The 22,765-nt window shown below is 74.4% G+C and carries 18 protein-coding genes and 1 pseudogene; 11 read left to right on the top strand and 8 right to left on the bottom strand.

The window, feature by feature from the left end:
* Positions 1–820: 820 nt before the first annotated feature.
* Positions 821–1,591, bottom strand: a complete 771-nt coding sequence (locus ACZ55U_RS23205; RefSeq protein WP_465528487.1) for a glutamate racemase — start codon at positions 1,589–1,591, stop codon at positions 821–823.
* Between the two features lie 57 nt (positions 1,592–1,648).
* Between ACZ55U_RS23205 and ACZ55U_RS23200 the strand changes: the two genes are divergently transcribed.
* Positions 1,649–2,797 (top strand): glycosyltransferase, encoded by a 1,149-nt coding sequence (locus ACZ55U_RS23200; protein ID WP_465528485.1) that lies wholly within the window; start codon positions 1,649–1,651, stop codon positions 2,795–2,797.
* A gap of 111 nt (positions 2,798–2,908) precedes the next feature.
* Positions 2,909–3,655: an SAM-dependent methyltransferase gene (locus ACZ55U_RS23195; protein WP_465528483.1), complete on the top strand. Its 747-nt coding sequence runs from the start codon at positions 2,909–2,911 to the stop codon at positions 3,653–3,655.
* 183 nt (positions 3,656–3,838) lie between these two features.
* Here the strand turns inward: ACZ55U_RS23195 and ACZ55U_RS23190 are convergent, their stop codons facing one another.
* Together ACZ55U_RS23190 and ACZ55U_RS23185 are read right to left on the bottom strand one after the other, a co-directional pair.
* Positions 3,839–4,513: a thiol:disulfide interchange protein DsbA/DsbL gene (locus ACZ55U_RS23190; protein ID WP_465528481.1), complete on the bottom strand. Its 675-nt coding sequence runs from the start codon at positions 4,511–4,513 to the stop codon at positions 3,839–3,841.
* A 161-nt stretch (positions 4,514–4,674) separates the two neighbouring features.
* Positions 4,675–5,874, bottom strand: a complete 1,200-nt coding sequence (locus ACZ55U_RS23185) for a glycosyltransferase family 4 protein (RefSeq protein ID WP_465528479.1) — start codon at positions 5,872–5,874, stop codon at positions 4,675–4,677.
* 457 nt (positions 5,875–6,331) lie between these two features.
* Between ACZ55U_RS23185 and mscL the strand changes: the two genes are divergently transcribed.
* From mscL to ACZ55U_RS23160, 5 genes are all read left to right on the top strand, one after another.
* Positions 6,332–6,778 carry a large conductance mechanosensitive channel protein MscL gene (gene mscL, locus ACZ55U_RS23180; RefSeq protein WP_465528477.1) on the top strand — a complete coding sequence of 149 codons (447 nt, stop codon included), beginning with the start codon at positions 6,332–6,334 and terminating at the stop codon, positions 6,776–6,778.
* A 455-nt stretch (positions 6,779–7,233) separates the two neighbouring features.
* The gene (locus ACZ55U_RS23175) at positions 7,234–8,037 is read left to right on the top strand and encodes a DUF6643 family protein (RefSeq protein WP_465528475.1); all 804 of its coding nucleotides are present in this window, start codon (positions 7,234–7,236) and stop codon (positions 8,035–8,037) included.
* Between the two features lie 200 nt (positions 8,038–8,237).
* The gene (locus ACZ55U_RS23170; RefSeq protein ID WP_465528473.1) at positions 8,238–9,113 is read left to right on the top strand and encodes an MOSC domain-containing protein; all 876 of its coding nucleotides are present in this window, start codon (positions 8,238–8,240) and stop codon (positions 9,111–9,113) included.
* A gap of 426 nt (positions 9,114–9,539) precedes the next feature.
* A complete protein-coding gene (locus tag ACZ55U_RS23165) occupies positions 9,540–12,047 on the top strand; it encodes a right-handed parallel beta-helix repeat-containing protein (RefSeq protein WP_465528471.1) in 2,508 nt (835 codons plus the stop codon).
* 294 nt (positions 12,048–12,341) lie between these two features.
* Positions 12,342–12,485: a DUF6191 domain-containing protein gene (locus ACZ55U_RS23160; RefSeq protein ID WP_465528557.1), complete on the top strand. Its 144-nt coding sequence runs from the start codon at positions 12,342–12,344 to the stop codon at positions 12,483–12,485.
* A 43-nt stretch (positions 12,486–12,528) separates the two neighbouring features.
* On the opposite strand, the gene ACZ55U_RS23155 is transcribed toward ACZ55U_RS23160, so the two are convergent.
* Together ACZ55U_RS23155 and ACZ55U_RS23150 are read right to left on the bottom strand one after the other, a co-directional pair.
* Positions 12,529–13,647, bottom strand: coding sequence for a PLP-dependent cysteine synthase family protein (locus ACZ55U_RS23155; protein WP_465528469.1), 1,119 nt, complete (start codon positions 13,645–13,647; stop codon positions 12,529–12,531).
* Positions 13,648–13,828: 181 nt separating this feature from the next.
* Positions 13,829–15,109, bottom strand: a complete 1,281-nt coding sequence (locus ACZ55U_RS23150) for an ROK family protein (RefSeq protein ID WP_465528467.1) — start codon at positions 15,107–15,109, stop codon at positions 13,829–13,831.
* On the opposite strand from ACZ55U_RS23150, the pseudogene ACZ55U_RS23145 reads away from it, so the two are divergent.
* Together ACZ55U_RS23145 and ACZ55U_RS23140 are read left to right on the top strand one after the other, a co-directional pair.
* A pseudogene (locus ACZ55U_RS23145) lies at positions 15,094–16,414 on the top strand (MFS transporter). The gene ACZ55U_RS23150 and the pseudogene ACZ55U_RS23145 overlap by 16 nt on opposite strands.
* A 108-nt stretch (positions 16,415–16,522) precedes the next feature.
* Positions 16,523–17,095 (top strand): HutD/Ves family protein, encoded by a 573-nt coding sequence (locus tag ACZ55U_RS23140; protein ID WP_465528465.1) that lies wholly within the window; start codon positions 16,523–16,525, stop codon positions 17,093–17,095.
* A gap of 116 nt (positions 17,096–17,211) precedes the next feature.
* On the opposite strand, the gene ACZ55U_RS23135 is transcribed toward ACZ55U_RS23140, so the two are convergent.
* Positions 17,212–17,967, bottom strand: a complete 756-nt coding sequence (locus tag ACZ55U_RS23135) for an acyltransferase (RefSeq protein ID WP_465528463.1) — start codon at positions 17,965–17,967, stop codon at positions 17,212–17,214.
* Between the two features lie 186 nt (positions 17,968–18,153).
* On the opposite strand from ACZ55U_RS23135, the gene ACZ55U_RS23130 reads away from it, so the two are divergent.
* Positions 18,154–18,915, top strand: coding sequence for a maleylpyruvate isomerase family mycothiol-dependent enzyme (locus ACZ55U_RS23130; RefSeq protein ID WP_465528461.1), 762 nt, complete (start codon positions 18,154–18,156; stop codon positions 18,913–18,915).
* Between the two features lie 157 nt (positions 18,916–19,072).
* On the opposite strand, the gene ACZ55U_RS23125 is transcribed toward ACZ55U_RS23130, so the two are convergent.
* Together ACZ55U_RS23125 and ACZ55U_RS23120 are read right to left on the bottom strand one after the other, a co-directional pair.
* Positions 19,073–19,846 carry an enoyl-CoA hydratase family protein gene (locus ACZ55U_RS23125; protein WP_465528459.1) on the bottom strand — a complete coding sequence of 258 codons (774 nt, stop codon included), beginning with the start codon at positions 19,844–19,846 and terminating at the stop codon, positions 19,073–19,075.
* Between the two features lie 269 nt (positions 19,847–20,115).
* Positions 20,116–21,417: an MFS transporter gene (locus tag ACZ55U_RS23120; protein ID WP_465528457.1), complete on the bottom strand. Its 1,302-nt coding sequence runs from the start codon at positions 21,415–21,417 to the stop codon at positions 20,116–20,118.
* Between the two features lie 217 nt (positions 21,418–21,634).
* On the opposite strand from ACZ55U_RS23120, the gene ACZ55U_RS23115 reads away from it, so the two are divergent.
* The gene (locus tag ACZ55U_RS23115; protein WP_465528455.1) at positions 21,635–22,621 is read left to right on the top strand and encodes an ArsR/SmtB family transcription factor; all 987 of its coding nucleotides are present in this window, start codon (positions 21,635–21,637) and stop codon (positions 22,619–22,621) included.
* Positions 22,622–22,765 lie beyond the last annotated feature (144 nt).

Here is a 22,765-nt window from a genome sequence, read left to right as displayed (position 1 = left end):
ACCGCACCAGAAGTCGACCGGGCCGACTTTCCGTGCACACGAGCCGCCGGGCGGCCGTCAGTAGCGCACTCCCGGGAGCCGGCCGCACGACCGCCGCACGGGCCCCGGATGCGGGCGAGCCCCTTCCGAACGACGCGTCGGCGGGTGCGAGTCAGTGGCGATCTACGCGCATAGATGAGAACGTGGCCGAGCAGGCCGACTGAGTCACCGCGCGAAAAGTCGACCAGGCCGACTTCCTGCGCGTCCGAGCCGCCGGGCAGGCATAGGGAGCGATAGCCCAGGGGTCACAGCGGCCTTCCGGACGGCACTCGCTCGACTTTCCGTGCACGCCGAAACGAGAGCGACCTTGTCTACGCGCATAGATTCGCCTGCCGGTCGAGCAAGGCGCCGAGTAGACCGCGCGGCGGCGCGTAGGAAGTCGACCAGGCCGACTTCCTACGCGCCGGAGCAGCAGGGCGCGCCAGCAACCGTGCAACTGCCCCCGAGCGGAACGGCCCGACCGGGACTCCCGCGCACCAGGGGCACACGGCCGCAGGCCGCTGGCGCATGAGAAGTCGACTCGGCCGACTTCTCATGCGCACCGGCGCCAAGGAGCTTCCGGCAGCGGGTGAATCCAGGCCCATGGGGCTGGCCGGCCCAGGCCACCCGGGGGCAGCGGCGGTAGCGCGGCTGCCGCGCGAGAAGTCGGGCGCGCCGACTTCCTGTGCTGGAGCGGCTTGGGGGCGCTCCTTCGCCCGGCAACGGTCTCCCAAGTACGAGCGCAGGAAGTCGGGCGGGCCGACTTCCCGTTTCCTGCGCGGTGTCGGCTTCGGGAGGGGCGTCAGCCGATGAGGGTGGCCAGGGTGTTGCCCTGGGGGTAGAGGGCGGCGGCCGCGGGGAGCTGGGCGGGGGCGCCGGCGTGGAGGACGGTGAGGGTGCCGTTGCCCGTTCGGCCGGGGTCGGCGACGCGGCGCAGGGCCTGGGCGGCGACGGCGTCGGCGGAGCCGCGCAGGGTGAGCGTCGGGGACGCGGTCGGGGCGACGGCGGCGCGGATGCGGTCGTCGACGAGTTCGTAGTGGGTGCAGCCCAGCACGATGGTGTCCGTACCGGCCGGCGTGCGGGAGGCGGCGTCGGCGATGGCGGCCGTGATGGCCTCGTCGTCGCCGTGTTCGACCGCGTCGGCGAGGCCAGGGCAGGCGACCTCGGTGACTTCCGCCGAGCCGCCGAAGTCACGGATGAGCCCCCGCTGGTAGGCGCTCCCGGTGGTGGCCGGAGTGGCCCAGATGGCGACCCGCCCGCCCTGCGCGGCGGCCGGCTTGATCGCCGGGACGGTACCGATCACGGGCAGCCCCGGCTCCAGTTCGGCCCGCAGCGTGGCCAGCGCGTGGACGGAGGCCGTGTTGCAGGCGATCACCAGCGCGTCCGGTTCGAACGCGGCGGCGGCCCGGCAGCAGCCGAGGGCCAGTTCGGTCACTTCTTCGGGGGTACGCGGCCCCCAGGGCATCGAGGCCGGGTTGGAAGAGAGCACCAGATCCACGTCCGGGCGCAGCTTCCGAAGGGCGGCGGCGGCGGCCAGCAGACCGATTCCGGAGTCCATCAGTGCGATCTTCACAGGTCAAGACTTTAGTCGATCCTCCCGCCGAGCCCGGTTCTGCGGCAGACTGCCGGGGTGACCGCCCTGCTGTGGACCGCCGCGCTGTCCCTGCTCGTCTGGCTCTGGCTGGCATGCTGCCACGGCCTGTTCTGGCGCACCGACGTGCGGCTGCCACCGCGCCGCCCGCCGGTCCGCTGGCCGCAGGCGGCGATCGTGGTGCCGGCCCGGGACGAGGCGTCGGTGCTCCCGGTGAGCCTGCCGACACTGCTCGCCCAGAAGTACCCGGGACGGGCCCGGGTGATCCTGGTGGACGACCACAGCTCGGACGGCACCGGCGCGTTGGCGGCGGAGCTGCGGACGGTCGACGGGCTGGAGCTGACCGTCACCACTCCTCCCCCGCTGCCGCCGGGCTGGACCGGCAAGCTGTGGGCGCTGCGGCACGGCGTGGAGCTGGCCGGCCCGGATGCCGAGTACCTGCTGCTGACGGACGCCGACATCGCTCACGGCCCGGACTCGCTGGCCGAGCTGGTGGCCGCCGCCGAGAGCAACGGGCTGGACCTGGTGTCGCAGATGGCCCGGCTGCGGGTGCGGACCCGCTGGGAGCGGCTGATCGTGCCGGCCTTCGTGTACTTCTTCGCCCAGCTGTACCCGTTCCGCCGGAGCAACCGCCCCGGTGCCCGTACGGCGGCCGCGGCCGGCGGGTGTTCGCTGGTGCGACGCGACGCGCTGGAGCGGGCGGGCGGGGTGGCCGCGATCCGCGGAGCCGTGATCGACGACGTGTCGCTGGCCCGGGCGGTGAAGTCCACGGGCGGCCGGACCTGGCTGGGCCTCGCCGAGGAGGTGGACAGCGTCCGCCCGTACCCACGGTTGGAGCAGCTGTGGCGGATGGTGTCGCGCAGCGCGTACGCCCAGCTCAGGCACTCGCCGCTGCTGCTGCTCGGGACGGTGGTGGGTCTGGCGCTGGTGTACCTGGTGCCGCCGGTGGCGACGGTCGCCGGGCTGGTGGCGGGGGCGCCCGCGGTGGCGGTCGCGGGCGGGGCGGCGTGGGCGCTGATGGCGGGCACCTACCTGCCGATGGTCCGGTACTACGGGCAGCCGGCCCCGGCCGTGCTGCTGCTGCCGTTCACGGCGGGGCTGTACCTGCTGATGACGGTGGACTCGGCGGTGCAGCACTGGCGCGGCCGGGGTGCCGCGTGGAAGGGCCGGACCTACTCCCGGGTCTGAGCGGCCGGGAGCTCCCGGCCCGGCCCCCCGGGGGGCCGCGTCCTGAGAGCCGCTGGACCCCGGCCCGGGAAATGCCCACCGCGACGCGCCGCCCGGATCCATACTGCTCGGGTGGACCGTCAGCAGATCTCGCGCCTCGCCCATGCCCACCACCCGGTCGCGGCCCCGCTGGCCGACGAGTCGGTGGCCCGCCTGCTGGACTGCGCGACGGCTGGGGAGGAGAGCGGCCGGGTCGTGGATCTCGGCTGCGGCGAGGGCGCCTGGCTGGTCCGGGCGCTGGCCACCCGCCCGGGCTGGCAGGCGGTCGGCGTGGACCTGGACGCGGCGGCGCTGACCCGGGCCCGGGAGAGCGCGACGGCGCTCGGTGTGGTCCGCCGGATCGGCCTGCACCACGTGGACGCACGGGAGTTCAGCGCGACGGAGCCCTTCGACCTGGTCCTGTGCGTCGGTGCCACCCACGCCTTCGGCGGCCTGCTGCCGACACTCGCCGCGGCCGGCGACCTCCTGGCGCCGGGCGGCCGGCTGCTGGTCGGCGAGGGGTTCTGGCAGCGCGAGCCGTCCCGGGCGGCGCTGGACGGACTGGGCGCCGCCCGGGACGACTACGCGGACCTGGCGACGACCACCGACCGGGTCGCCGCAGTGGGCTGGACACCGGTGTTCGGCCACGTCAGCACCGAACAGGAGTGGGACGACTACGAGTTCTGCTGGACGGGCTCACTGGCCGAGTGGGCGCTGGAGCACCCCGCCCACCCGGACGCGGCAGCCGTCCGGGAGACCGCGGACCGGCACCGCACCGAATGGCTGCACGGCTACCGGGGGACGCTCGGCTTCGTCACGTACCTGTTGCGCCGCGACTGAACGTCCCTGGGCGGCAGGCCACTTCGGGCAACGCGCGAGGAAGTCGTCGACCGGCGGCCCTACTTCGGGCGGCTTCTCCTTCGATTCTTCTCCGGGACGAAGCCGCCCGGTGCCGAAGAGTCCCCCCTCGGAGGCGACGCACGTGCGCGAGCCGCCCCCGAGTGCACCGTACGGGCGCCGGCTTCAGTGGCCCTTCGCCTGCTCCTGCCGCACCAGGTAGTCGAGCACCCCGGGCATCTGCTCGACCCCGCCGGCCTTGGTCGGCGAGGTGCGGTACTCGCCCTCGACGACGACCGTCGGCAGTTCCTCGATGCCGTAGCGCGTGAAGGCGGCGGCCGCCTCGTCGACCGACTGCCGCACCGCGGCGGAGCGGTACGTCTCGCCGAAGAGCCGGGCGTCGATGCCGTGGCGCACGGCCCAACCGGTCGCGGCCTTCTCGGTGGTGAGGTCGATCCGGTCGTTGCGCACGGCACGGAAGACGTCGGCCTGGAGGCGGTCGACCTGACCGAGCCGCTCCAGCGCGTAGTACAGGCGCGCGTGGCTCCGCTGGACGTCCTCCTGCGGACTGCCGGGCCAGATCGCCGGGATGCGGCGCAGCGTCACATCGGCGCGGTGCCTCCCGGCCCAGGACTGCAAGGGCCGTTCGAGCGCCTGGGAGTGGACGCAGTCGTACCAGAAGAACTCGACCGCCTCCGTGCGGGTGCTCTCGGGCACCGGTTGCGGATGGTCGAGCTTGACGAACTGGACGCCCTCGACGGGGGCTTGGCGGGTCATCGCGCCGGCCTGGACGGGGGAAACGGCGATCCCCGCGGCGACGGCGAGCAGGACTGTGGAGCGCAGCAGCGGCTTCGAGTTCACACCGGGCAGTGTGCGCACGGCGGACGGCTACCGGCCGATCTCCGGGGCGCGGCGGGCCGGATTCGCCCGAACGGGCGCAACCGGGGTTCCGGACGGCCGGGAGCGATCCGGGACGGCCCCGGGCGCACCGGGGCGGACCGGCCGCCGGGGAGCGGCTGTGGTCAGTGGGTGGCCTCGACGCCCGTCGTCCACACCTCGGCGACGAGTCGCTGCCAGGCGTCCACCACGGCGCCCAGCTCGAAGTGCTCCAGCGCGTGCGCCCGGGCCGCCGCACCGAGGCCCGCCCGGTTGACCGCCAGCACCTTGCCCAGCGCCTCGGCGAGGGCGAGCGGGTCCCCGGGGGCGACCAGCGCACCGGTGGCACCGTCCCGGACCACCTCGCGCACCCAGCCGACGTCGGTGGCCACGGCGGGCACCCCGGCTAGCGCCGCCTCGATCAGCGCGCCCGGAACGCCCTCACTGTCGCTGGTGAGCAGCAACGCATCGGCGGCCCGGTAGAGCGGGGCCGGGTCGGGCAGCGGGCCGAGGAAGTGGGCGCGGGCGGCGGCCGGGTGGCGCGCCAGTGTCTCGCGCAGCGGGCCGTCCCCGGCGATGGCGAGCCGGACGTCCGGCAGCCGGTCGAGCACGTCGAGGGCGAGGTCGAGCCGCTTCTCCGGAGCTATCGCCCCGATCCAGGCGACCAGCAGGACATCCGCCGGCAGGCCCAGCTCGTGCCGCGCGGCCCGCCGGTCGTCCCGGCCGTCGGCCGGCGGATAGCTCTCGGCGGCACGGGAGTTGGGGATGACGTGCACCTTGCCCTCGGGCAGCCGGAACTGTTCCTCCAGGACGGCGCGCGCCTCGTCGGTGAGCGTGGTGACGGCGGCCGCGCGGTGCATCAGCGCGCCGCCGCGCACCCGGCGCAGCCGGTTGGCGGTCCAGTAGCGGGGGTGGCCGACCGAGACGTAGACGAAGGGCGTTCCGGTCCCGGCGAGGGCGAGGGCGCAGGCGGCCAGGGTGTCCGAGCCGTGGGCGAGCACCACGTCGGCGGCGCGGGCGGCGGATCGCAGCGCCCGGAGCGTACTCGGGCGCAGACGGCCGCGGCCGAGCACGGCGGCGGAGCGCAGACCGGAGGTGTCCGAGCAGTCGGCCGACCCCAGGGCGGCAGGGCCCTGGCCTGCGGAATCCGGGCCCGCGTCGACGGGGCCGGGCTGGACGGCCGGGTGCGGGGCGAGGGCGCACAGCGCGGAGGACTGGCCTCGGCGGTTCAGTTCCCGGTGGAGGTCACGGGCGAAGTTCTGTGCGCCGCCACGGCGTGAGTCACTGATCAGGTGCAGGACACGCGGACGGCTTCCGGCCGGATCGGCCGACAAATGGTCGGGCATGGACCGACCTTGGCACAGTGCTCCGCCCGGTACATCCCCTTCGCGCAACCTGATGGTGGCCCATCCGCCCGTGCTTGTACACCCGATGTGCGCCACGGGGCCTCCGTCGTGCGCCGGTCGCGACCACCGCGCGCCCTGCCTCGCCCCCTGCCGCGCCCCGGCCCGCCTCGTCGCGCCGGGTAGCCGCCGCCCCGAGTCGGCACATGCCCACGTCAAATACCGGGTCGCACGGATGAGTTGGGCCGTGGTACCGGGCCTGGTGTTCGACGCCGAAAGGCCGGTACGCGGAGCGTCCCCGCCGCGCCCGGGCGGCCCGCACGGGGGCCCGGGGCGGTTACCCGGATCGGGTGAACGCGGTTGGACCTCGGACCGGACCGGTCGGCAGGATGTCCGGCCGGGGCGGCGCCCGCCGTGCCGCCCCATCTCCCCCATCCCCGTACGGATTTGGAGTCACCCGGTGTTCAAGGGATTCCGCAGCTTCCTGCTGCGCGGAAACGTGGTGGACCTCGCGGTCGGCATCGTGATCGGCGCGGCCTTCACCGCCGTCGTCACCGGGTTCGTCACCGCCTTCCTCACCCCGCTGGTCGGTGTCGCCTCCGGCGCCGTCGGCGACTTCACCGAGAAGGCCTTCGACGTGGCCGGCACCCGGTTCCCGTACGGCGTCTTCGTCAACGCGCTCATCGGCTTCGTGCTGACCGCCGCCGTCATCTACTTCGTCGTGGTGCTGCCGGTCGGCAAGCTCCAGCGGCGCTTCGAATCGGCCAAGCCCGAGCCGGTCGCGAAGGTGGACTGCCCCGAGTGCCTGAGTTCCATCCCGGCCGCCGCGACCCGGTGCTCGTTCTGCACCTCCGAGGTCGGCAAGCCGGCCGTGCCCGCGCAGGCCCAGGCGCTGCCGGCGCGCTGACCCCGAGCACGGACGGCGGTTCGCGTCGGCGACCAGGGCCGACGCGGGCCGACGGCACCGAGCGAGGGCACAGGGCGAGGGCACCGGGCGACGACGCGGGTCACGGTTTCGGCCGGGGCCCGGCGAGCTGACGGGAACTTTATTCCCCAAACATTCACGAGCCCCGTCGCGTCCTCGGCGGGGGCTCGAGTGCGCGGGCGCACGCCGTCGTCGGAAGAAGTTTCTCCACCGGACCCCTGACCGCGTACCGGCCGGTCACCACACGGCTTCGCGCGGCCTCCGTCCGTGCTCCGTTCGGTCACTGACGGGCCGCCAAGGTTGTCCGGAACCGGTCTACGGAATGTCCGCCTTTCCTACTTTCGAAACTTTTGTGCGAGCGAAGACTGTGTAAACAGTCGAACTGCTCCCCCTCCCGCTCTCCTCAGCAGGCTCGTTGTGGGCTTACCGTATGCCCCATGACCTCGCCCCGCTCCTACGACGGAGTCGGCTACCCCTCTCCGTCCTTCTCCTCCGGCACGCCGATCTACGACAGCCTCGTGGCTGAGCGCGGCGTCCCCCAGATCGCGCCCATCAACGTGCCGGCCGCCCTGCCGCCGGCCCTGTCGTCCGGTTACGGATCCGGCCTCGGCCAGTCCTACGAGAACCGCTACGGCAACGGGTACGAAAGCGCAGGCAGCAACCTCCCCGCGCTGCCGCCCGCCCGCCTCGCCCTGGGCCCCGGCCCGAGCAGCGGACCCTCCGCCGGCCCCGCCACGGCGTACATCCCGGCGCAGTCCGCGCCGGCGTACGCCGCCCCCCAGCCGCCGGTCCCCGGTTACGGCTCCCCCCAGCCGTACCAGCGGCCCCAGGCCGGCGCCCCCGGCTTCACCCAGACCGCCGGCGGCGGCTACCAGCCGACCGGCGGCCAGAGCTTCGGCGGCCAGAACACCTTCATCGGCGCCCAGGGGGGCCCGCAGACCTTCGGCGCGCAGCCGGCCGACAACCCGGGCGGTTTCGGCCAGGGCCAGCCCGCCGGTCCGCAGGGCTTCGGCGGCCCGCAGTCCTTCGCCGGCCCGACCCCCGGCGGCCCCGGCTTCCCCGGCCAGGCCGGCGACCAGTCCCTCGGCGGCGCCCAGCTGCGCCCCGCCATGGCGCCGGTCGCGCCGGTCCGCCCGATGCAGCCGCAGCGGCCCGGCCCGTACGGCGAGCCCGGCCACGGCTCGTTCAACGCGGCGGGCCCGGGCAACGGCGGCTACCAGCCGCAGGGCCAGGGCTACTGAACCACTGAACCACCGAGGCCGGCCCCCACACGGCCCGCACCCGCACCACCTGAGCACCACCCGGCGCCCCCCGTACGCCGGGCGAACGGAGAAACGGGTCATCCACGGACCGCCCGGAACGCCCCCCACGGCGTCCCGGGCGGTCCGTGCGCATACGGGGTCCTTCGTGCCCGCCGGGCCCGGGCTGGCAGGATGGGGGGATGCAGCTCACCGGACTCCACGTCTACCCCGTCAAGTCCATGTACCGCCTGAGCCCGGACGACGCCGTGGTCCAGCCCTGGGGCCTGGCCGGAGACCGCCGCTGGATGCTCGCCGACGCGACCGGACGCTTCGTCAGCCAGCGCGAGAACCCGGCCCTCGGGCAGATCCGGGCCGGGCTGCTGCCCGACGGCGTCCTCACCCTGACCGCCCCCGGCGGCTCCCGGATCGAGGTCCCGGCCCCCACCGTCGCGGCCGGCGACCCGCTCGCCGAGGTCGAGGTCTGGGGCACCCGCTTCCGCGCCGCCGAGGCCGCCAAGGAAGCCCACCGGTGGATCGCCGAGCACCTCGGCGACTACCGCCTGGTGCACCTGGACGACCCGCGGGCCCGGCCGGTCGACCCCGAGTACGGGCAGCCCGGCGACAAGGTCTCGATGGCCGACGGCTTCCCGCTGCTGCTCACCACCACCGCCTCGCTCGACCGGCTCAACGAGCTGATCGCCGCGGAGAACCCGGACGGCCACGAGGTCCTGCCGATGGAGCGCTTCCGTCCGAACGCGGTCATCGGCGGCACCGAACCGTGGGCCGAGGACACCTGGCGCCGGATCCGGATCGGCTCGGTCACCTTCAAGGTGGTCAAGCCGTGCGGCCGCTGCGTGGTCACCACGACCGACCAGGAGACCGGCGAGCGGCGCGGCAAGGAGCCGCTGCGCACCCTGGCCCGGCACCACCGGCTGCTGCGCAAGGCCGCGTTCGGGCAGAACCTGATCCCCGAGCGGCCGGCGGGCGTCGAGGGCGACGCGCTCGGCACGCTGCGGCTGGGTGACGAGGTCGAGGTGCTGGAGGACGGGGCGCACTGGCCCGCCGACGGGAACTGAGCGTGCGGGCAGCGGGCGTGCGGGCGTTGGGTGTGCGGGCGGCAGACGCGCGGGCGACCGGCGCGCGGAATCGGCCCGGCTCCGCGGGGCGCGGCCCGGTACGGATCGGCGACCCGGGCCGGCGACCAGCGTCGGCCGTGTACGCCGACCTCCCGTGCCGGGCGGCGGGGCGCATCGGCGCGCGGCGCGGCGCCGAGCACGCGCCGCGCTCTGGAACCGGCGCGTTCGGACGGAACCACCGCTGTGCGTGCTCGTTGAAACAGGTGGTCGGAACCTGTGGCGCCGGTGAGCGCTGCCGGTGTCCGCGCGACCGCGGGCGGCCGGACCACCCGCGTGGGCGCGCTACGGTGGGCGGGCGGCCCGCGCACCCCCGCGCGTTCGGCCCGTTGATCGCCGGCTCGACGAAGGTGGGGACGACAGACCGTCATGGCTGAGCACAGGGTCCGGGTCACCCAGGACAGCGCATCCCGCTGGCGTCGCCGAGCGGGTGAGTACGACACGCTCGCGGAGGCCCTCGCGGCGGCCGAACCGGGCGACACCGTGACCGTCCGACCGGGCACCTTCCGGGAGAACGTGCTGGTGGACAAGCCCGTGACGATCGTCCCGGCCCAGGGGCCGGGGACGGTCCGGATCGACCCGCCCTCCGGGGTGGCGCTCACGGTGACCGCCGCCGCGACCGTGCGCGACCTGGTGGTCGAGGGCGGCGACAGCTCCACCCCGGCCGTCCTGGTCACCGGGCCGCAGGCGGCGCCCGCCTTCAGCGGCTGCCGGATCGAGACCCGCTCGGCCACCGGCGTCGAGGTCACCGGCGGTGCCCGGCCCACCCTGCGCGGCTGCGTCGTCACCAACCCGGGCGGGCTCGGGCTCCGGCTGCGCGGCGAGGACACCGCCGCCGCGTTCGAGGACTGCGAGGTCGCCGCCGCCGGGCAGGCCGGGCTGGCCGTCCTCGGTGGCGCCACCGCGGCACTGGACCGCTGCCGCGTCCACCACGCGTCCGGAGCGGGCGTCCTGCTCTCCGACCCCGGCAGCGCGGCCGAGCTGACCGGCTGCGAGATCTACGAGATCCGCGGCAGCGGCGTACAGGCCGAGGCGCAGGCGGGCGGACGGCTGGTCGACTGCGAGATCCACCGGGTCACCGGCAACGGCCTCACCCTGGACGGCGAGGCCGAGCTGGTGCTCACCGGCTGCCGGGTGCACGACCTCCCGGAGAACGGCGCGGACCTGCGCGGACGCGCCCGGCTGAGCCTCGCGAACAGCACCGTCCGGGACTTCGGGCGCGGGGCGCTGTCGGTCTGGGACCAGGGCACCGAGGCCGTCGCCGAGTCCTGCCAGATCCACGGCTCGACCGGTGAGTACCCGGCCCTGTGGGTCAGCGACGGTGCCCGGCTGACCCTCACCGACTGCTCGCTGCACGACCTGCCGGACGCCCTGTTCGTGCTCGACCGGGACTCCGCCGCCACCGCCGAGGGCTGCTCGTTCAGCCGCATCCGCAGCTCGGCCGTCTCGGTCAGCGGCGGAGCGACCGTCTCCCTGGCGTCCTGCCGGGTGCAGGAGGCGGGCACCGGGCTCTGGTTCCGCGACCACGGCAGCGGCGGGCTGCTCACCGACTGCGAGATCTCCGACGTGGCCACCGGTGTGATCGTCACCAAGGGAGCCGACCCGGTCCTGCGCGACTGCACCGTACGGGCCAGCACGGACGCCGGGGTGTACGTCTCCGCACAGGGGCGCGGCACCTTCGAGGACTGCCGGGTCTCCCAGGGCAAGGGCTTCGGCTTCCACATCATCGACGGCTGCCGGACCCAGCTCACCCGGTGCCGGGCCGAGCACAACCAGCGGGCCGGGTTCGAGTTCTCCGAGCCGGGGCCGGTCGCGGAGGGCTGCACCTCGGACGACGTCGGCACCGCTCCGGCGCCGGCGGCTCCCACCCCGCCCGGCGGCGGGGCGGGGTCGGGCCCCGGGCTCGGTTCCGGGCCCGCCTCCGGGCGCGGGGCGGGACTGGCGCCCGCGTTCGGGTCCACCGAGGTGCCGGCGCCCAGGTCGGCCCAACTGACCGCCGCCGTCGCGGCCTTGGCACCGTCCGCGGCGGCTTCGGCGGTGATCTCGCCGATCCCGGACTGCCGGCCGGCCGAGGAGGCGCTCGCCGAACTGGACTCGCTGGTCGGGCTGGCCACGGTGAAGCAGGAGGTGCGCACGCTGATCGACCTGATCTCGGTCGGCCGGCGCCGGCGCCAGGCCGGGCTCAAGGCGCCCTCGCTGCGCCGGCACCTCGTCTTCACCGGCGCGCCGGGCACCGGCAAGACCACCGTCGCCCGGCTGTACGGCGAGATCCTCGCCTCGCTCGGGGTGCTCCAGCGCGGGCACCTGGTCGAGGTGGCCCGGGTGGACCTGGTCGGCGAGCACATCGGATCCACCGCGATCCGCACCGCGGCGGCCTTCGACCGGGCGCGCGGCGGAGTGCTCTTCATCGACGAGGCGTACGCGCTCGCCCCCGAGGACGGGGCACGCGACTTCGGACGCGAGGCGATCGACACCCTGGTCAAGCTGATGGAGGACCACCGGGACGAGGTGGTCGTCATCGTCGCGGGCTACACCGCCGAGATGGAGCGCTTCCTGTCCGCCAACCCCGGTGTCTCGTCCCGCTTCTCCCGCACCATCGGGTTCCCGGACTACTCGGCGGACGAGCTGCTGGAGATCGCCCGGGCTCAGTGTGCGGAGCACGAGTACGCGCTCTCCGAGGAGGCCGAGCAGGCGCTGTTGGCACACTTCGGCGGGCTGGAGCGCGGACCCAACTTCGGCAACGGGCGCACCGCGCGGCAGGTCTTCGAGACGATGGTCGAGCGGCACGCGATGCGGGTGGCGCACCTCTCCGACCCGTCCACGGAGGAGCTCCAGCTGCTCGTCCCGGCGGACTTGCCCGCGGCGCCGCTTCCGTAGCACGGCGGGAGGCGAACTCACCCGCGACGTCACCTCCGTGGCGCGGCGGCAGGGGAACTCGCCTGCGGCGTCACGTCCGTAGCGCGGCGGCGGGGGAACTCGGCCGCCGCACCGGCCCGTTGAGGTGGGCATGGGCGGACTACTGACGGGGGCGGCGGGCGGGTTGCTGCTGCCGGCCGGACTGGTCGTGGTGTTCTTCCTCGCCGCGGTGGTCCGGCGGCTGCGTGCCCGCCCGGCGGCGGGCTCTCGACGCCGGGCGGCGGGCGCGGCGCGGGTGCGACCGCGACCGAGGAACTGCACGCGCTGCTCTATCCGGGCAAGCGGGCGCAGTTGGAGCAGCGGCGGGTGGAGCTGGTGCTGCGGGACGACGAGCACGACGGCGCGCCGAGGCGTACGGGGATCGACCTCGCGGGCGGGCGGGCGGTGATCCGGCGCTGAGGGTGGCCGACGGCCGGGGCCCGGGCGGCCGGTCGACGCCGGATCAGCCCGCCCAGAGGCCGCCGGCCAGGAAGGACTCCAGCGCCGCGCGGTAGGGCGCGATGTCGATCCGCTCGCCCGCCAGCCAGTCGTCCGAGTAGTACTTGTCCAGGTAGCGGTCCCCCGGGTCGCAGATCAGGCCGACCACGCTGCCCGTCCGTCCGGCCTCCCTCATCTCGGCGACGATCCGCAGCGCACTCCAGAGCCCCGTCCCGGTGGAGGCGCCCGCCTTCTTGCCGAGCACCTGTTCCAGCACCCGCACCGCCGCGATCGAGGCGGCGTCCGGCACCCTCATCATCCGGTCGATCGATCCCGGGACGAAGCTCGGCTCCATCCGCGGCCGTCCGATGCCCTCGATCCGCGAGCCGCTCTCGCAGACGGCGTCCGGGTCGCGCCGCACCCAGCCGTCGAAGAAACAGGAGTTCTCCGGGTCCGCGACGCAGATCCGGGTGTCGTACTGCATGTAGTGCACGTACCGGGCGATCGTCGCCGAGGTACCGCCGGTCCCGGCGGTGGCCACGATCCAGGCCGGCTCGGGGTGCGGCTCCAGACGCAGTTGGGCGAAGACGGATTCGGCGATGTTGTTGTTGCCGCGCCAGTCGGTGGCCCGCTCGGCATAGGTGAACTGGTCCATGTAGTGCCCGCCGGTCTCCTCGGCGAGCCGGGCCGACGCCTCGTACACCTCGTCCGGACGCTCGACCAGGTGGCACTCGCCGCCGTGGAACTGGATCAGGTCGATCTTGGCCTGACTGGTGGTCTTGGCCATCACGGCGATGAACGGCACGCCCACGAGCTGGGCGAAGTACGCCTCGGAGACGGCGGTGGAGCCGCTGGAGGCCTCGATCACCGGCTTGCCGGGCCGGATCCAGCCGTTGCAGAGCCCGTAGAGGAAGAGCGAGCGGGCCAGGCGGTGCTTGAGCGAGCCGGTGGGATGGGTGGACTCGTCCTTGAGGTACAGGTCGATCCCCCACTCCGCGGGCAGGGGGAAGCGCAGCAGGTGGGTGTCGGCGGAACGGTTGGCGTCGGCCTGGACCTTGCGCACCGCCTCCTTGAGCCAGGCACGGTACTCCGGGTCGGAACGGTCGACGTCGACGGTCGGCTCGATGCCGGGGTGGGTGCTCATGCTGGCTGTCTCCCTCGCGGTGAACCCTGGTGCTCACTACGAGTGTAGGAGAGTCACAATAAGTAACTTTTTCTGATGAGCCAGCTTCCGCTTATCGCCGTTGACGCCGTCAGGGCAGGACCGCCGCCGTCCGGACCCCCGGCCGTCACGTCCAGACCGCCGCCCGTCCGGACCGCCGCCCTCAGGGCAGGACCGGCACCGACTGCGGGTCCGCCAGGTACGGCCCCCAGCCCAGCTCGGCCGCCCCCGCGAGCGCGCCGTCCGCCAGTTCCGCGCCCACGATCGGCACCCGGCCGCTGCGCCCCCACAGGCTGCGCTCGGCGACCACCGACCGAAGCCGGTCGGGCGCGGCCTCCAGCAGGTCGAGGTGCAGGCCGCTGAGGGCCACCCGGTCGGGATTGAGGATGTTGACGACGCCGGCCAGGCCGAGCCCGAGCCGGTCGATGACGTGCTCCACCGCCGCCCGGGCGCGGTCGTCCGTCGCGGCCGCCCGGCACAGCTCGCGTGCCTGGTCCAGCAGCGGGCGGCCCGGCTCCGGGGTGAGTCCGGCGGCGGCGAACAGCGCGTCGGGGCTGGTCTCGGAGTTGAGGCAGCCGCGGTTGCCGCATCGACAGAGCCGGCCCTGCGGGTCGACGGCGAGGTGGCCGACCTCCAGGGCGAGGCCGGCACTGCCGGTGTGCAGGTGGCCGTCGATGACCAGCGCGCCACCGACACCGCTGTGGCCGGAGGTGACGAACAGCAGGTGGCGGGCGCCGCGGCCGGCCCCGTGCCGGTACTCGGCGAGCGCGGCGAGGTTGGCGTCGTTGGCGACCGCGGTGGGCAGGGGGCGCAGCGCGTTCGGGCCGTGGTCGGCGCGACCGACCTCGACGTCGTAGAGGTCGGCGACCGGCGTGCCGCTGGGCCAGGCGAAGTGCAGTGCGGCGAGGGCGGCGCCGTCCGGCTCGGTGACCGGGTTGGGCAGCGCGAGTGCGGCGCCCAGACAGCGGCGGTCGCTCGCGCGGGCGAGCTCGGCGCCCGCCACGGCGACGGCACGTAGCATCCGAACGGGGTCGGTCGCGGCGGGCAGCGGCAGGTGGACGGGCGGGTCGAGCAGCCCGCCGAGTCCGGCCAGGGTGACGCTCAGCCCGTCGGCGTGGATCTGCCCGGCGATCACGACCGGGCCCCTCGGGTCGATCGCGAGCCGGTGCGAGGGGCGTCCGCGGCCGCCGCCGGCCGGCCGCGAGTCGACGGAGATCAGGCCGAGCGCCTCGAGTTCGGCGGTGACCGCACCGGCGGTGGCCCGGGTGACGTCCAGCGCGCGGGTGAGCGCCGAGCGGGTCGGCGTCTGGCCGGTGTGGATCAGGGAGAGCGCCGGGCCGAGCAGCGTCCGGCCCCGGTCCGGAGCCGCGCGGCGGTGGCTGTCGCGCTGCGCGTCGGAGTCGTTTCCGGTACCGGGCCTCGGGCTTGATGGTGAGAGCTGCACGCCCCTATTGTGACTTTGTGTCGCTTCGAAACAAAATTGGTCCACGCACTCGACCCGACCAGCCCGCCTCACAGTCTCGCAGCACACCCCCGGTGACCGACAGCCCCTGGCGCCCGGCACGTGTCGCCCTCACCGCGTTCTTCGCCGTCGACGGCTTCCTCTTCGCCGCCTGGGTCGTCCGCATCCCGGACGTCCGCCGGCAGGTCAGCGCCTCGCACGGCGCCCTCGGGCTCGCGCTGCTCTGCCTGTCGATCGGTGCCGTCCTCACCATGCCGCTGATCGGCCGGCTCTGCCTGCGGTACGGCTCGCGCCCGGTGACCGTGGGCTCGCTCGCCCTGCTCAGTCTGGCCGTTCCGCTGCCCGCGCACGCCCATTCGGTCACCGCGCTCGGCGGGGTGCTGCTGGTGTGCCGGGTACGGCGGAGCCAACGTCGCGATGAACAGCGCCGCCGTCGACCTGGTCGCGCAGCTGCGGCGGCCCGTGATGCCCAGTTTCCATGCCGGGTACAGCTTCGGCGGACTGGTCGGCACCGGCGTCAGCGGGTTGCTCGCCGGGCCGCTGAGCACCTCCTGGGCACTCGCGCTCAGCGCCGCGCTCGGCCTGGCCGTCACCGTCGGCGCGGGCGTCGTCCTGCTGCGCAGCCCGGCGGCCACGGCGGTCGCGCCCGCACCGGCGGATCGTGCGGCGGGGCGTACGGCGGGGCGGCCCGAGGGCGACGGCCCCGAGCCGGGACCGTCCCGTACCCACACCCGGCTGCTCGTGCTGCTCCTTGGCCTCACCGCGCTGTGCACCGCGTACGGCGAGGGCGCGGTCGCCGACTGGACCACGCTGCACCTCACCGACGACGTCCATGCGAGTTCCGTGGTGGCTGCCGCCGGGTACGGCGCGTACGCGTGCGCGATGGCCGGCGGCCGGGTCGGCGGCACCTGGCTGTCCATCCGGCTCGGCCAGACCCGCTTGATGCTGTTCGGCGGGTTGGCGGCGGGGGCCGGCATGCTGATCGCCGCCCTGGCTCCGGTGGTGCCAGTGGCGATCTGCGGGTTCGTGCTGGCCGGCCTCGGCCTGGCCAACCTCTTCCCCCTCGCCATCGCCCGGGCCGGTGCGGCGGGTGGCCCGCAGGGTGTGGCGTTCGCCTCCTCGCTCGGCTACGGGGGCATGCTGATCGGCCCGGTGGTGATCGGTTTCCTCGCCGACGCGGCCGGACTGCCGCTGGCCCTCACCACGGTCACGGTCGCGGCCTCCGTGGCGGCGCTGCTGCCGCTTGCGGTCGGGCGGCAAGGGCGGCGGGTGACGGGCGGCGGGTGACGGATAACAGATGACAGATAACAGATGACAGGGAACAGATAACAGATTTCAACATCTGTTATCTGTTCCCTGTCATCTGTCAGCCGTCCTGTGACAGGATGCGGGCCCATGACCACCAGCGAGCGCTTCCAGGTACTGCGGGCGAGCGAGCGCCCGGCGACGGCGTGGCTCAACGGAGGCGGGGTGACCAGGGAGGTCGCCGGGTTCCCGGCCGGAGCCGGGCTGGACGCCTTCGACTGGCGGGTCAGCCTCGCGGACGTCGCCGCGGCCGGGCCGTTCTCCCCGTTCCCCGGCATCGACCGGGTGATCACCCTGGTCGAGGGCGCCGGCATGGCGCTCACCGTCGACGGCACCGAGCACCTGGTCGACACTCCCTTCCGGCCGTTCGCGTTCTCCGGCGGCGCCATCACCGACTGCCGGCTGCCCGCCGGCCCGGTGGTGGACTTCAACGTGATGACGCGCCGCGGGCGGGTCGAGGCCACGGTGGAGCCGACGACCTCGGGCACCACGCTCGACGTGCCGGACGAAAGCACCGTCCTCCTGGTCTGCCTCACCGGCACCGCCACCGTCGACGGCCTCGAACTCGGTTGCTACGACGCCGCGTTGATCGACGCCCCCGGCACCCACGAGCTGCGCCCGGACGGTACCACCGCCGTCGTCACGTTCCGCTCCGCGCGCTGACGCTCCCCGCGCCGACAACCGCCCTACCGGCCCACGAGAACCGGCCGCACCGCCGTCCCCGAGAAGGAGCGTGCGGGCGGCCGGTCCGACCGTTCGTCAGCGGCAGGTGCGCCGTGTCAGCCCCGCTCACCCGGCAGCCGGAGGTCCCACCCGACCAGCGCCCGCAGCTGTTCCGCCGTCACGCCGTCCGGCACCGGCTGCGGAGCGTCGTGGCGCAGCGGCGGCTGCCAGCCGTCCTCATCGGTCCAGCGGCGCACCACCTTGGCCGGGGCTCCGGCGACCACGCTGTGGTCGGGCACCTCGCCGCGCACCACCGCTCCCGCCGCGACCACCACGTTGCGTCCGATCCGCGCCCCCGGCAGGATCACCGCGCCGGTGCCGATCCAGCTGCCCGCCCCGATCTCCACCGGTTCGTTGCGCGGCCACTGCTTGCCGATCGGCAGCTCGGTGTCCCGGTACTCGTGCGCCTGGTCGCTGATGTAGACCCCGGGCCCGGTCCACACGTCGTCGCCGATGACGATCGACTGGTGGCCGACGACGTGGCTGTCCCGGCCGATCACACAGCCGCCGCCGATGCGCACGATCGGCTCCGGCCCGAGGTCGAGCCCGGGCAGGAACCCGGCGCTGATGGTGACCCGCTCACCGATGATCGAGAACGGCCCGATGGTGATCCACTGCTCGTTGAACACCGCCCCGAGCGGGAACGCGAGGCTCGTGCCGTCGCCCAGCTCGCCGAAGCGGTAGGGGCCGGGGTTGAGGTTGGTGACCGCGCCGGTCCGCTGCACCCAGCGCCAGCCCCGGTGAACGAGGCGCCCGGCGGCGCGGCGGCCACCGGCCCGGACGGCTGAGACGAGGGCACGGGTTATCGGCATGCGCTCACGTTACCGGCCCGTAGGGTCCGCCCGTCCGCCGGGAGTCCGACATCACAGCGGCCGCATCCTCCCCGCCTCCAGCAGTGCGGCGCCCGCCCTCGCGGGGAAGCACTCGCCCCCCGGACCATTCTGATGAATGTCCGAAACCCGCGGTCGGCAGCCGGCGTCGATGGGAGACTCCGCTCCATGGAGATCACCGAGCACATCGACGCGCTGCGCCGCGAGGGCACCCTGCTCGCCGACGCCGCGGCCCGTACGGAGCTGTCAGCCCCCGTACCGACCTGCCCGAAGTGGCAACTGGCCGACCTGCTGCGGCACATCGGCTCCGTCCACCGCTGGGCCGCCTCCATCCCCGGCCAGGGGCTGCGGGAACGGCCGGGCAAGGCCGGCGAGCAGGTCGCCGTAGGGCCGGTGCCCTCGGACGACGCACTGCTCGACTGGTACCGCGAGGGCCACGCCGCGCTGGTGGACACGCTCTCCTCCACGCCGGCCGACGTCGAGTGCTGGACCTTCCTGCCCTCGCCGAGCCCGTTGGCGTTCTGGGCCCGGCGCCAGGCGCACGAGACCGCCATCCACCGCCACGACGCCGACGCGGCCGCCGGGGTGCCTGGACCGGCCGTGGACACCGCGCTCGCCGTGGACGGCATCGACGAGCTGGTGAACGGCCTCATGGTGCACGGCCGGGCCGCACTGCGCAGCGACCAACCGCGCACCCTCCGGGTCCGGACCACCGACGGCGCCGGCTCCTGGCACCTGACGATCACGCAGGAGGCGCCGGCCGTCACCACCGACGAGACCCCCGAGCCGGCCGACCTGACCCTCAGCGGTCCCGCCGACGAGCTCTACCTGCTGCTCTGGAACCGGCTGTCCGCCGGGGAGGCCCGGCAGGTCAAGGTGAGCGGTGACCGGAGCCTGCTCGACCTCTGGCACCACGCGGCGACGATCTGAGGTCGGCGCTCGCGACGCGTCCCGACATGCCTTGACGTGCCCTGACGCGCCTTGACGTGCCTTGACGTGCCTTGACACGCGCCTTGACGTGCCGACCGCGTCGGACGCGAAGCGACGGTCGGGCCCCGGGCGAGCGGGATGCCCGGGGCCCTCGGCGTCAGCGCACCCAGCGAGCGGGCCGCTTCTCCAGGAACGAACGCATCCCCTCCTGCGCCTCCTCCGAGCCGAACAGCCGCGCCGACAGCTCCACCAACTCCTCCGCGTCCCGCTCGAAGGAGCGCACCACCTCCGCGTTGGCCAACCGCTTCGACTGCGCCAGGCCCTGTGGGGAGCCCTGGCGCAGCGCGTCCAGCAGCCCCTTCAGCACCATCCCGGTGTCCTCGGCGGACTCGGTGGCGCTGGTGATCAGCCCGATCCGGGCGGCCTCGGCGGCGTCGAAGACCTCGCCGGTGAGGTAGTAGCGGGAGGCGGCGCGCGGCTCCAGCTTCGGGCGCAGCGGCAGCGAGATGACGGCGGGAGCGAGGCCGAGCCGGACCTCGGTGAAGGCGAAGGTCGAGGCCGGTCCCGCCACGGCGAGGTCCGCCGCGCCGACCAGGCCGAGGCCGCCCGCCCGGACGTGTCCGTCGATCACGGCGATCACCGGCTTGGCGCAGTCGACGATCGCGCGCTGGAGCTCGACCAGGCCGCGCGGACCGACCGTCGGGTCGGCGCCGGTCGCCTCGGAGAGGTCCGCGCCCGCGCAGAACACCTTGCCGGTGTGCCCGAGCACCACCGCGCGGACCTCCGGGTCGGCCGCGGCGGAGGCCAGCCCGGCGTGCAGCTCGGCCATCAGCCGGGTGGAGAGCGCGTTGCGGTTGTGCGGCGAGTCGAGCGTGAGCGTGGTGACGGCGTCGGCGGTGCTGACGCGGACGAGGGGCGCTGCGCTGGTCATCGGCGGGGCCTGCCTTCCGGCTGAGGGTGGGTCGGACTGCGGGCGCGGTCCGGGAGCTGCCCGGACGACGCCCGGACGACTCTGGCACGCCCACCCGCCCCTCGGCCAGAGCCAACCTGTCCGGTGGCGGGAGGCGGGCCCCGCCTGGCCGACCGATGTCAGATGACAGCAAACGGATAACAGATGTTGAAATCTGTCAGCTGTTATCTGTTATCCGTTTGCTGTTACTTGTCACCCTCCCCCAGTCAGCCGCCAGCCGCCCCGCCCCCTCACCTCCCCCGCCGCCCGGCCCAGCGCACGGCGGGACGCATGCCCAGGCCCGCCACCGCCAGCAGCCCTCCGAGGACGGCCCAGCCGGTCATGCCGCACCCGATCACCAGGGTGCTGACCAGCGCCGGGCCGGCCATCAGCGCGGCGGCCGTCCCCGCGTTGAACACGCCCTGATAGGCGCCGTGGTCGCGTTCGCCCGCGAGGTCGTAGCTGAGCGCCCAGCCGCCCGCCTGCCCGACCACCTCTCCCAGCGACTGGAGCGCCACCCCGCCGAGCACCACCACCGCCGCGAGGATCGAGGGCAGGCCGTGGGCGAGTGAGATGACCAGGCAGGAGGCGGCGAGCAACAGCCCGGCCCGACCACAGGCGCGGGTGGCGCCCGCCCGTTCCTCGGTGCCCCGGGTGGCCCGCATCTGAAGGGCGATCACCAGCACCGTGTTGACGATCAGGGTGCCGGCGACGGTGATCCGCGGCGCCTCGGTCTCCTGGACGATCCAGAGCGGGACACCGATCTCCAGGACGGCGAACTGGAGGCAGAGCACGGCGTTCAGCACCGTCACGGCGAGGAACGGACCGTCCCGCAGCGCCGGGTTCCGACGCCTGCCCCGCTCGGCGCCCCCGTCGGAGGGCGGACCCGCGACGCCGGGGCGGGCCGCGGACCCGGACACGGCCGGACGCCGCGGGTCGGCGAGGCGGTGGAACAGCACGGCGACGACCACGAAGGACGCGGCGTCGGCCAGGATCGCCGTCAGGTAGACCGGCCGGGTGTCCAGCTGGAGCGCGACCGCGCCGAGCGCCGTACCCCCGCAGATGCCCACGTTGGTCACCACCCTCAGATAGGCCCGGCCCGCCACCCTGCGGTCAGCGGGCAGCACCTCGGCGTAGAGCGCGTTCCGTACGGCGGCGGAACCCCGGTCGACGGCGGAGACCAGGCAGGCCAGCGCGACGAAGGCCGGGTAACTGTGCACCAGCACGTAGCCGGCGGTGCCGGCCGCCTGCACGGAGACCAGTGCCACCAGCACCCGCCGGGCACCCCAGCGGTCGGCGGCCCGGCCGGCCGGCACGCTGGCGATCACCCCGCACAGTCCGGCGGCGGTCATCCCCAGGCCGAGCTGGGCGGCGCTCAGGCCGAGCACCCGGGTGAAGAACAGCACCGCGACGGCGAGGGACAGGCCGTTGCCCACGGTGTTGACCAGGGTGATCCCGGCCAGCCGACGGACCGTCGGGTCCGGGTGCAGTCGCCGCCGCAGAGCGCCGAGGGCCCCGTCGGCACCCGCCCCCGCGGGGGCAGGCGCGGTCACGGCCCCGGCAGGACCCTCGGACGCGGTCACGGCCCCGGCAGGGCCTCCAGACGAGGTCACGGCCCCCGCAGGACCTTCGGGCGCGCCAGGGGAAGGTGCGGAGGACTCCGCCGTCGAGGTGGTCATGCGGCGATCCCACCGCGCGCCGGTCCGCCCCAGGTACTCATTTAGGCTCTGGCTGAATCCAATGCCCGCTTCCCCTCCGAAGGACGCCCTCGTGCACCGGTTCACCCTCCGCCTGGCCGACCTCGCCACCACGTGGTTCGCCGCCTCGCCGATCCACGAGGCCGTGCTGAGCCTGCGGATGTGGACGCACCCGGGCGTCTACCGCCTCCAGACCCGGGCCTTCGAGCAGCTCAGGCCCGCCTTCGAGCGCCTGGACTCCCGCCTCCTGCTCTCGCTCGTCGCCGAGAACCGCTTCGTCCCGGACTTCCTGACTCCCCGCCCGGCCTCCCCCTCCCCCGAGTTCCGCACCGAGCTGGCCACCGTCCGCGCGCTGCCGCCGGAGCAGCTGCGCCCCGAACTGGAGCAGACCTTCTGCTCGTACGGCCAGCCGATGCCGGCCGTGCTCGCCACCGGGCTGGCCGACCCGGAGCGGCTCCTGGCGCGGATCGCCGACGCGCTGGAGGAGTACTGGGAACTGTGCCTCGCCCCCAGCTGGTGGCCGCAGGCCCGCGCGGTCCTGGAGGCCGATCTGGTCTACCGCGCCCGGCTGCTCGCCCAGCACGGCGCGGCCGCCCTGTTCGCCGACCTGGACCACCGGCTCCGCTGGGAGGACGGCGTGCTCTCGATCGACCGGCAGTGGACGGACCGGAACGTGGAGATCGCGGTGGACGGCCGGGGGCTCGTGCTCTGCCCGACCTTCTTCGTCCGTGGCGCGATCACGATGATCGGCAACGACCGTGCGCCCCAGATCAGTTATCCGGCCCGCGGCCAGGCGGGCATGGCGGCCGAGGGCGCGCCGGTGCCGCCGCAGGCCCTGGAGGCGCTGGTCGGCCTGCCGAAGGCGCGGCTGCTGGCCCTGCTCTCGGAGGCCGCCTCCACCACCGAGCTCGCCTACCGCCTGGGCGTCACCCCGGGCGCCGTCAGCCAGCACCTGTCCGTCCTGGCCGCCACCGGCCTGGTCACCAAAGCCCGCCACGGCCGCTCGGTGCTGTACCGGCGCAGCCCGCTCGGGGACGAGCTGACGGGGACGAACAGATGACGGCCGACCCGAGCCGACCCCCGCCCCCACACCCCCGCGTGCCCACGCCCCCGGTTCCCCAAGTGGTACAGACCTGTTGACGCATTGGTCCAGTCCTCCTACAGTGCCCATGCCCCGTCTCCCCAACGGCGCGGGCACCGATCG

Source organism: Kitasatospora sp. NPDC034533 (assembly GCF_055575155.1).
This window is presented reverse-complemented; position numbering and strand designations above follow the sequence as displayed.

Excerpts from the sequence above, each read along its gene's own strand:
- ACZ55U_RS23135 (WP_465528463.1), bottom strand. The coding sequence starts at position 17,967 with ATGCCGATAACCCGTGCCCTCGTCTCAGCCGTCCGGGCCGGTGGCCGC.
- ACZ55U_RS23170 (WP_465528473.1), top strand. The coding sequence starts at position 8,238 with ATGCAGCTCACCGGACTCCACGTCTACCCCGTCAAGTCCATGTACCGC.
- ACZ55U_RS23140 (WP_465528465.1), top strand. The coding sequence starts at position 16,523 with ATGACCACCAGCGAGCGCTTCCAGGTACTGCGGGCGAGCGAGCGCCCG.
- ACZ55U_RS23185 (WP_465528479.1), bottom strand. The coding sequence starts at position 5,874 with ATGCCCGACCATTTGTCGGCCGATCCGGCCGGAAGCCGTCCGCGTGTC.
- ACZ55U_RS23165 (WP_465528471.1), top strand. The coding sequence starts at position 9,540 with ATGGCTGAGCACAGGGTCCGGGTCACCCAGGACAGCGCATCCCGCTGG.
- ACZ55U_RS23175 (WP_465528475.1), top strand. The coding sequence starts at position 7,234 with ATGACCTCGCCCCGCTCCTACGACGGAGTCGGCTACCCCTCTCCGTCC.
- ACZ55U_RS23155 (WP_465528469.1), bottom strand. The coding sequence starts at position 13,647 with ATGAGCACCCACCCCGGCATCGAGCCGACCGTCGACGTCGACCGTTCC.
- ACZ55U_RS23130 (WP_465528461.1), top strand. The coding sequence starts at position 18,154 with ATGGAGATCACCGAGCACATCGACGCGCTGCGCCGCGAGGGCACCCTG.
- ACZ55U_RS23125 (WP_465528459.1), bottom strand. The coding sequence starts at position 19,846 with ATGACCAGCGCAGCGCCCCTCGTCCGCGTCAGCACCGCCGACGCCGTC.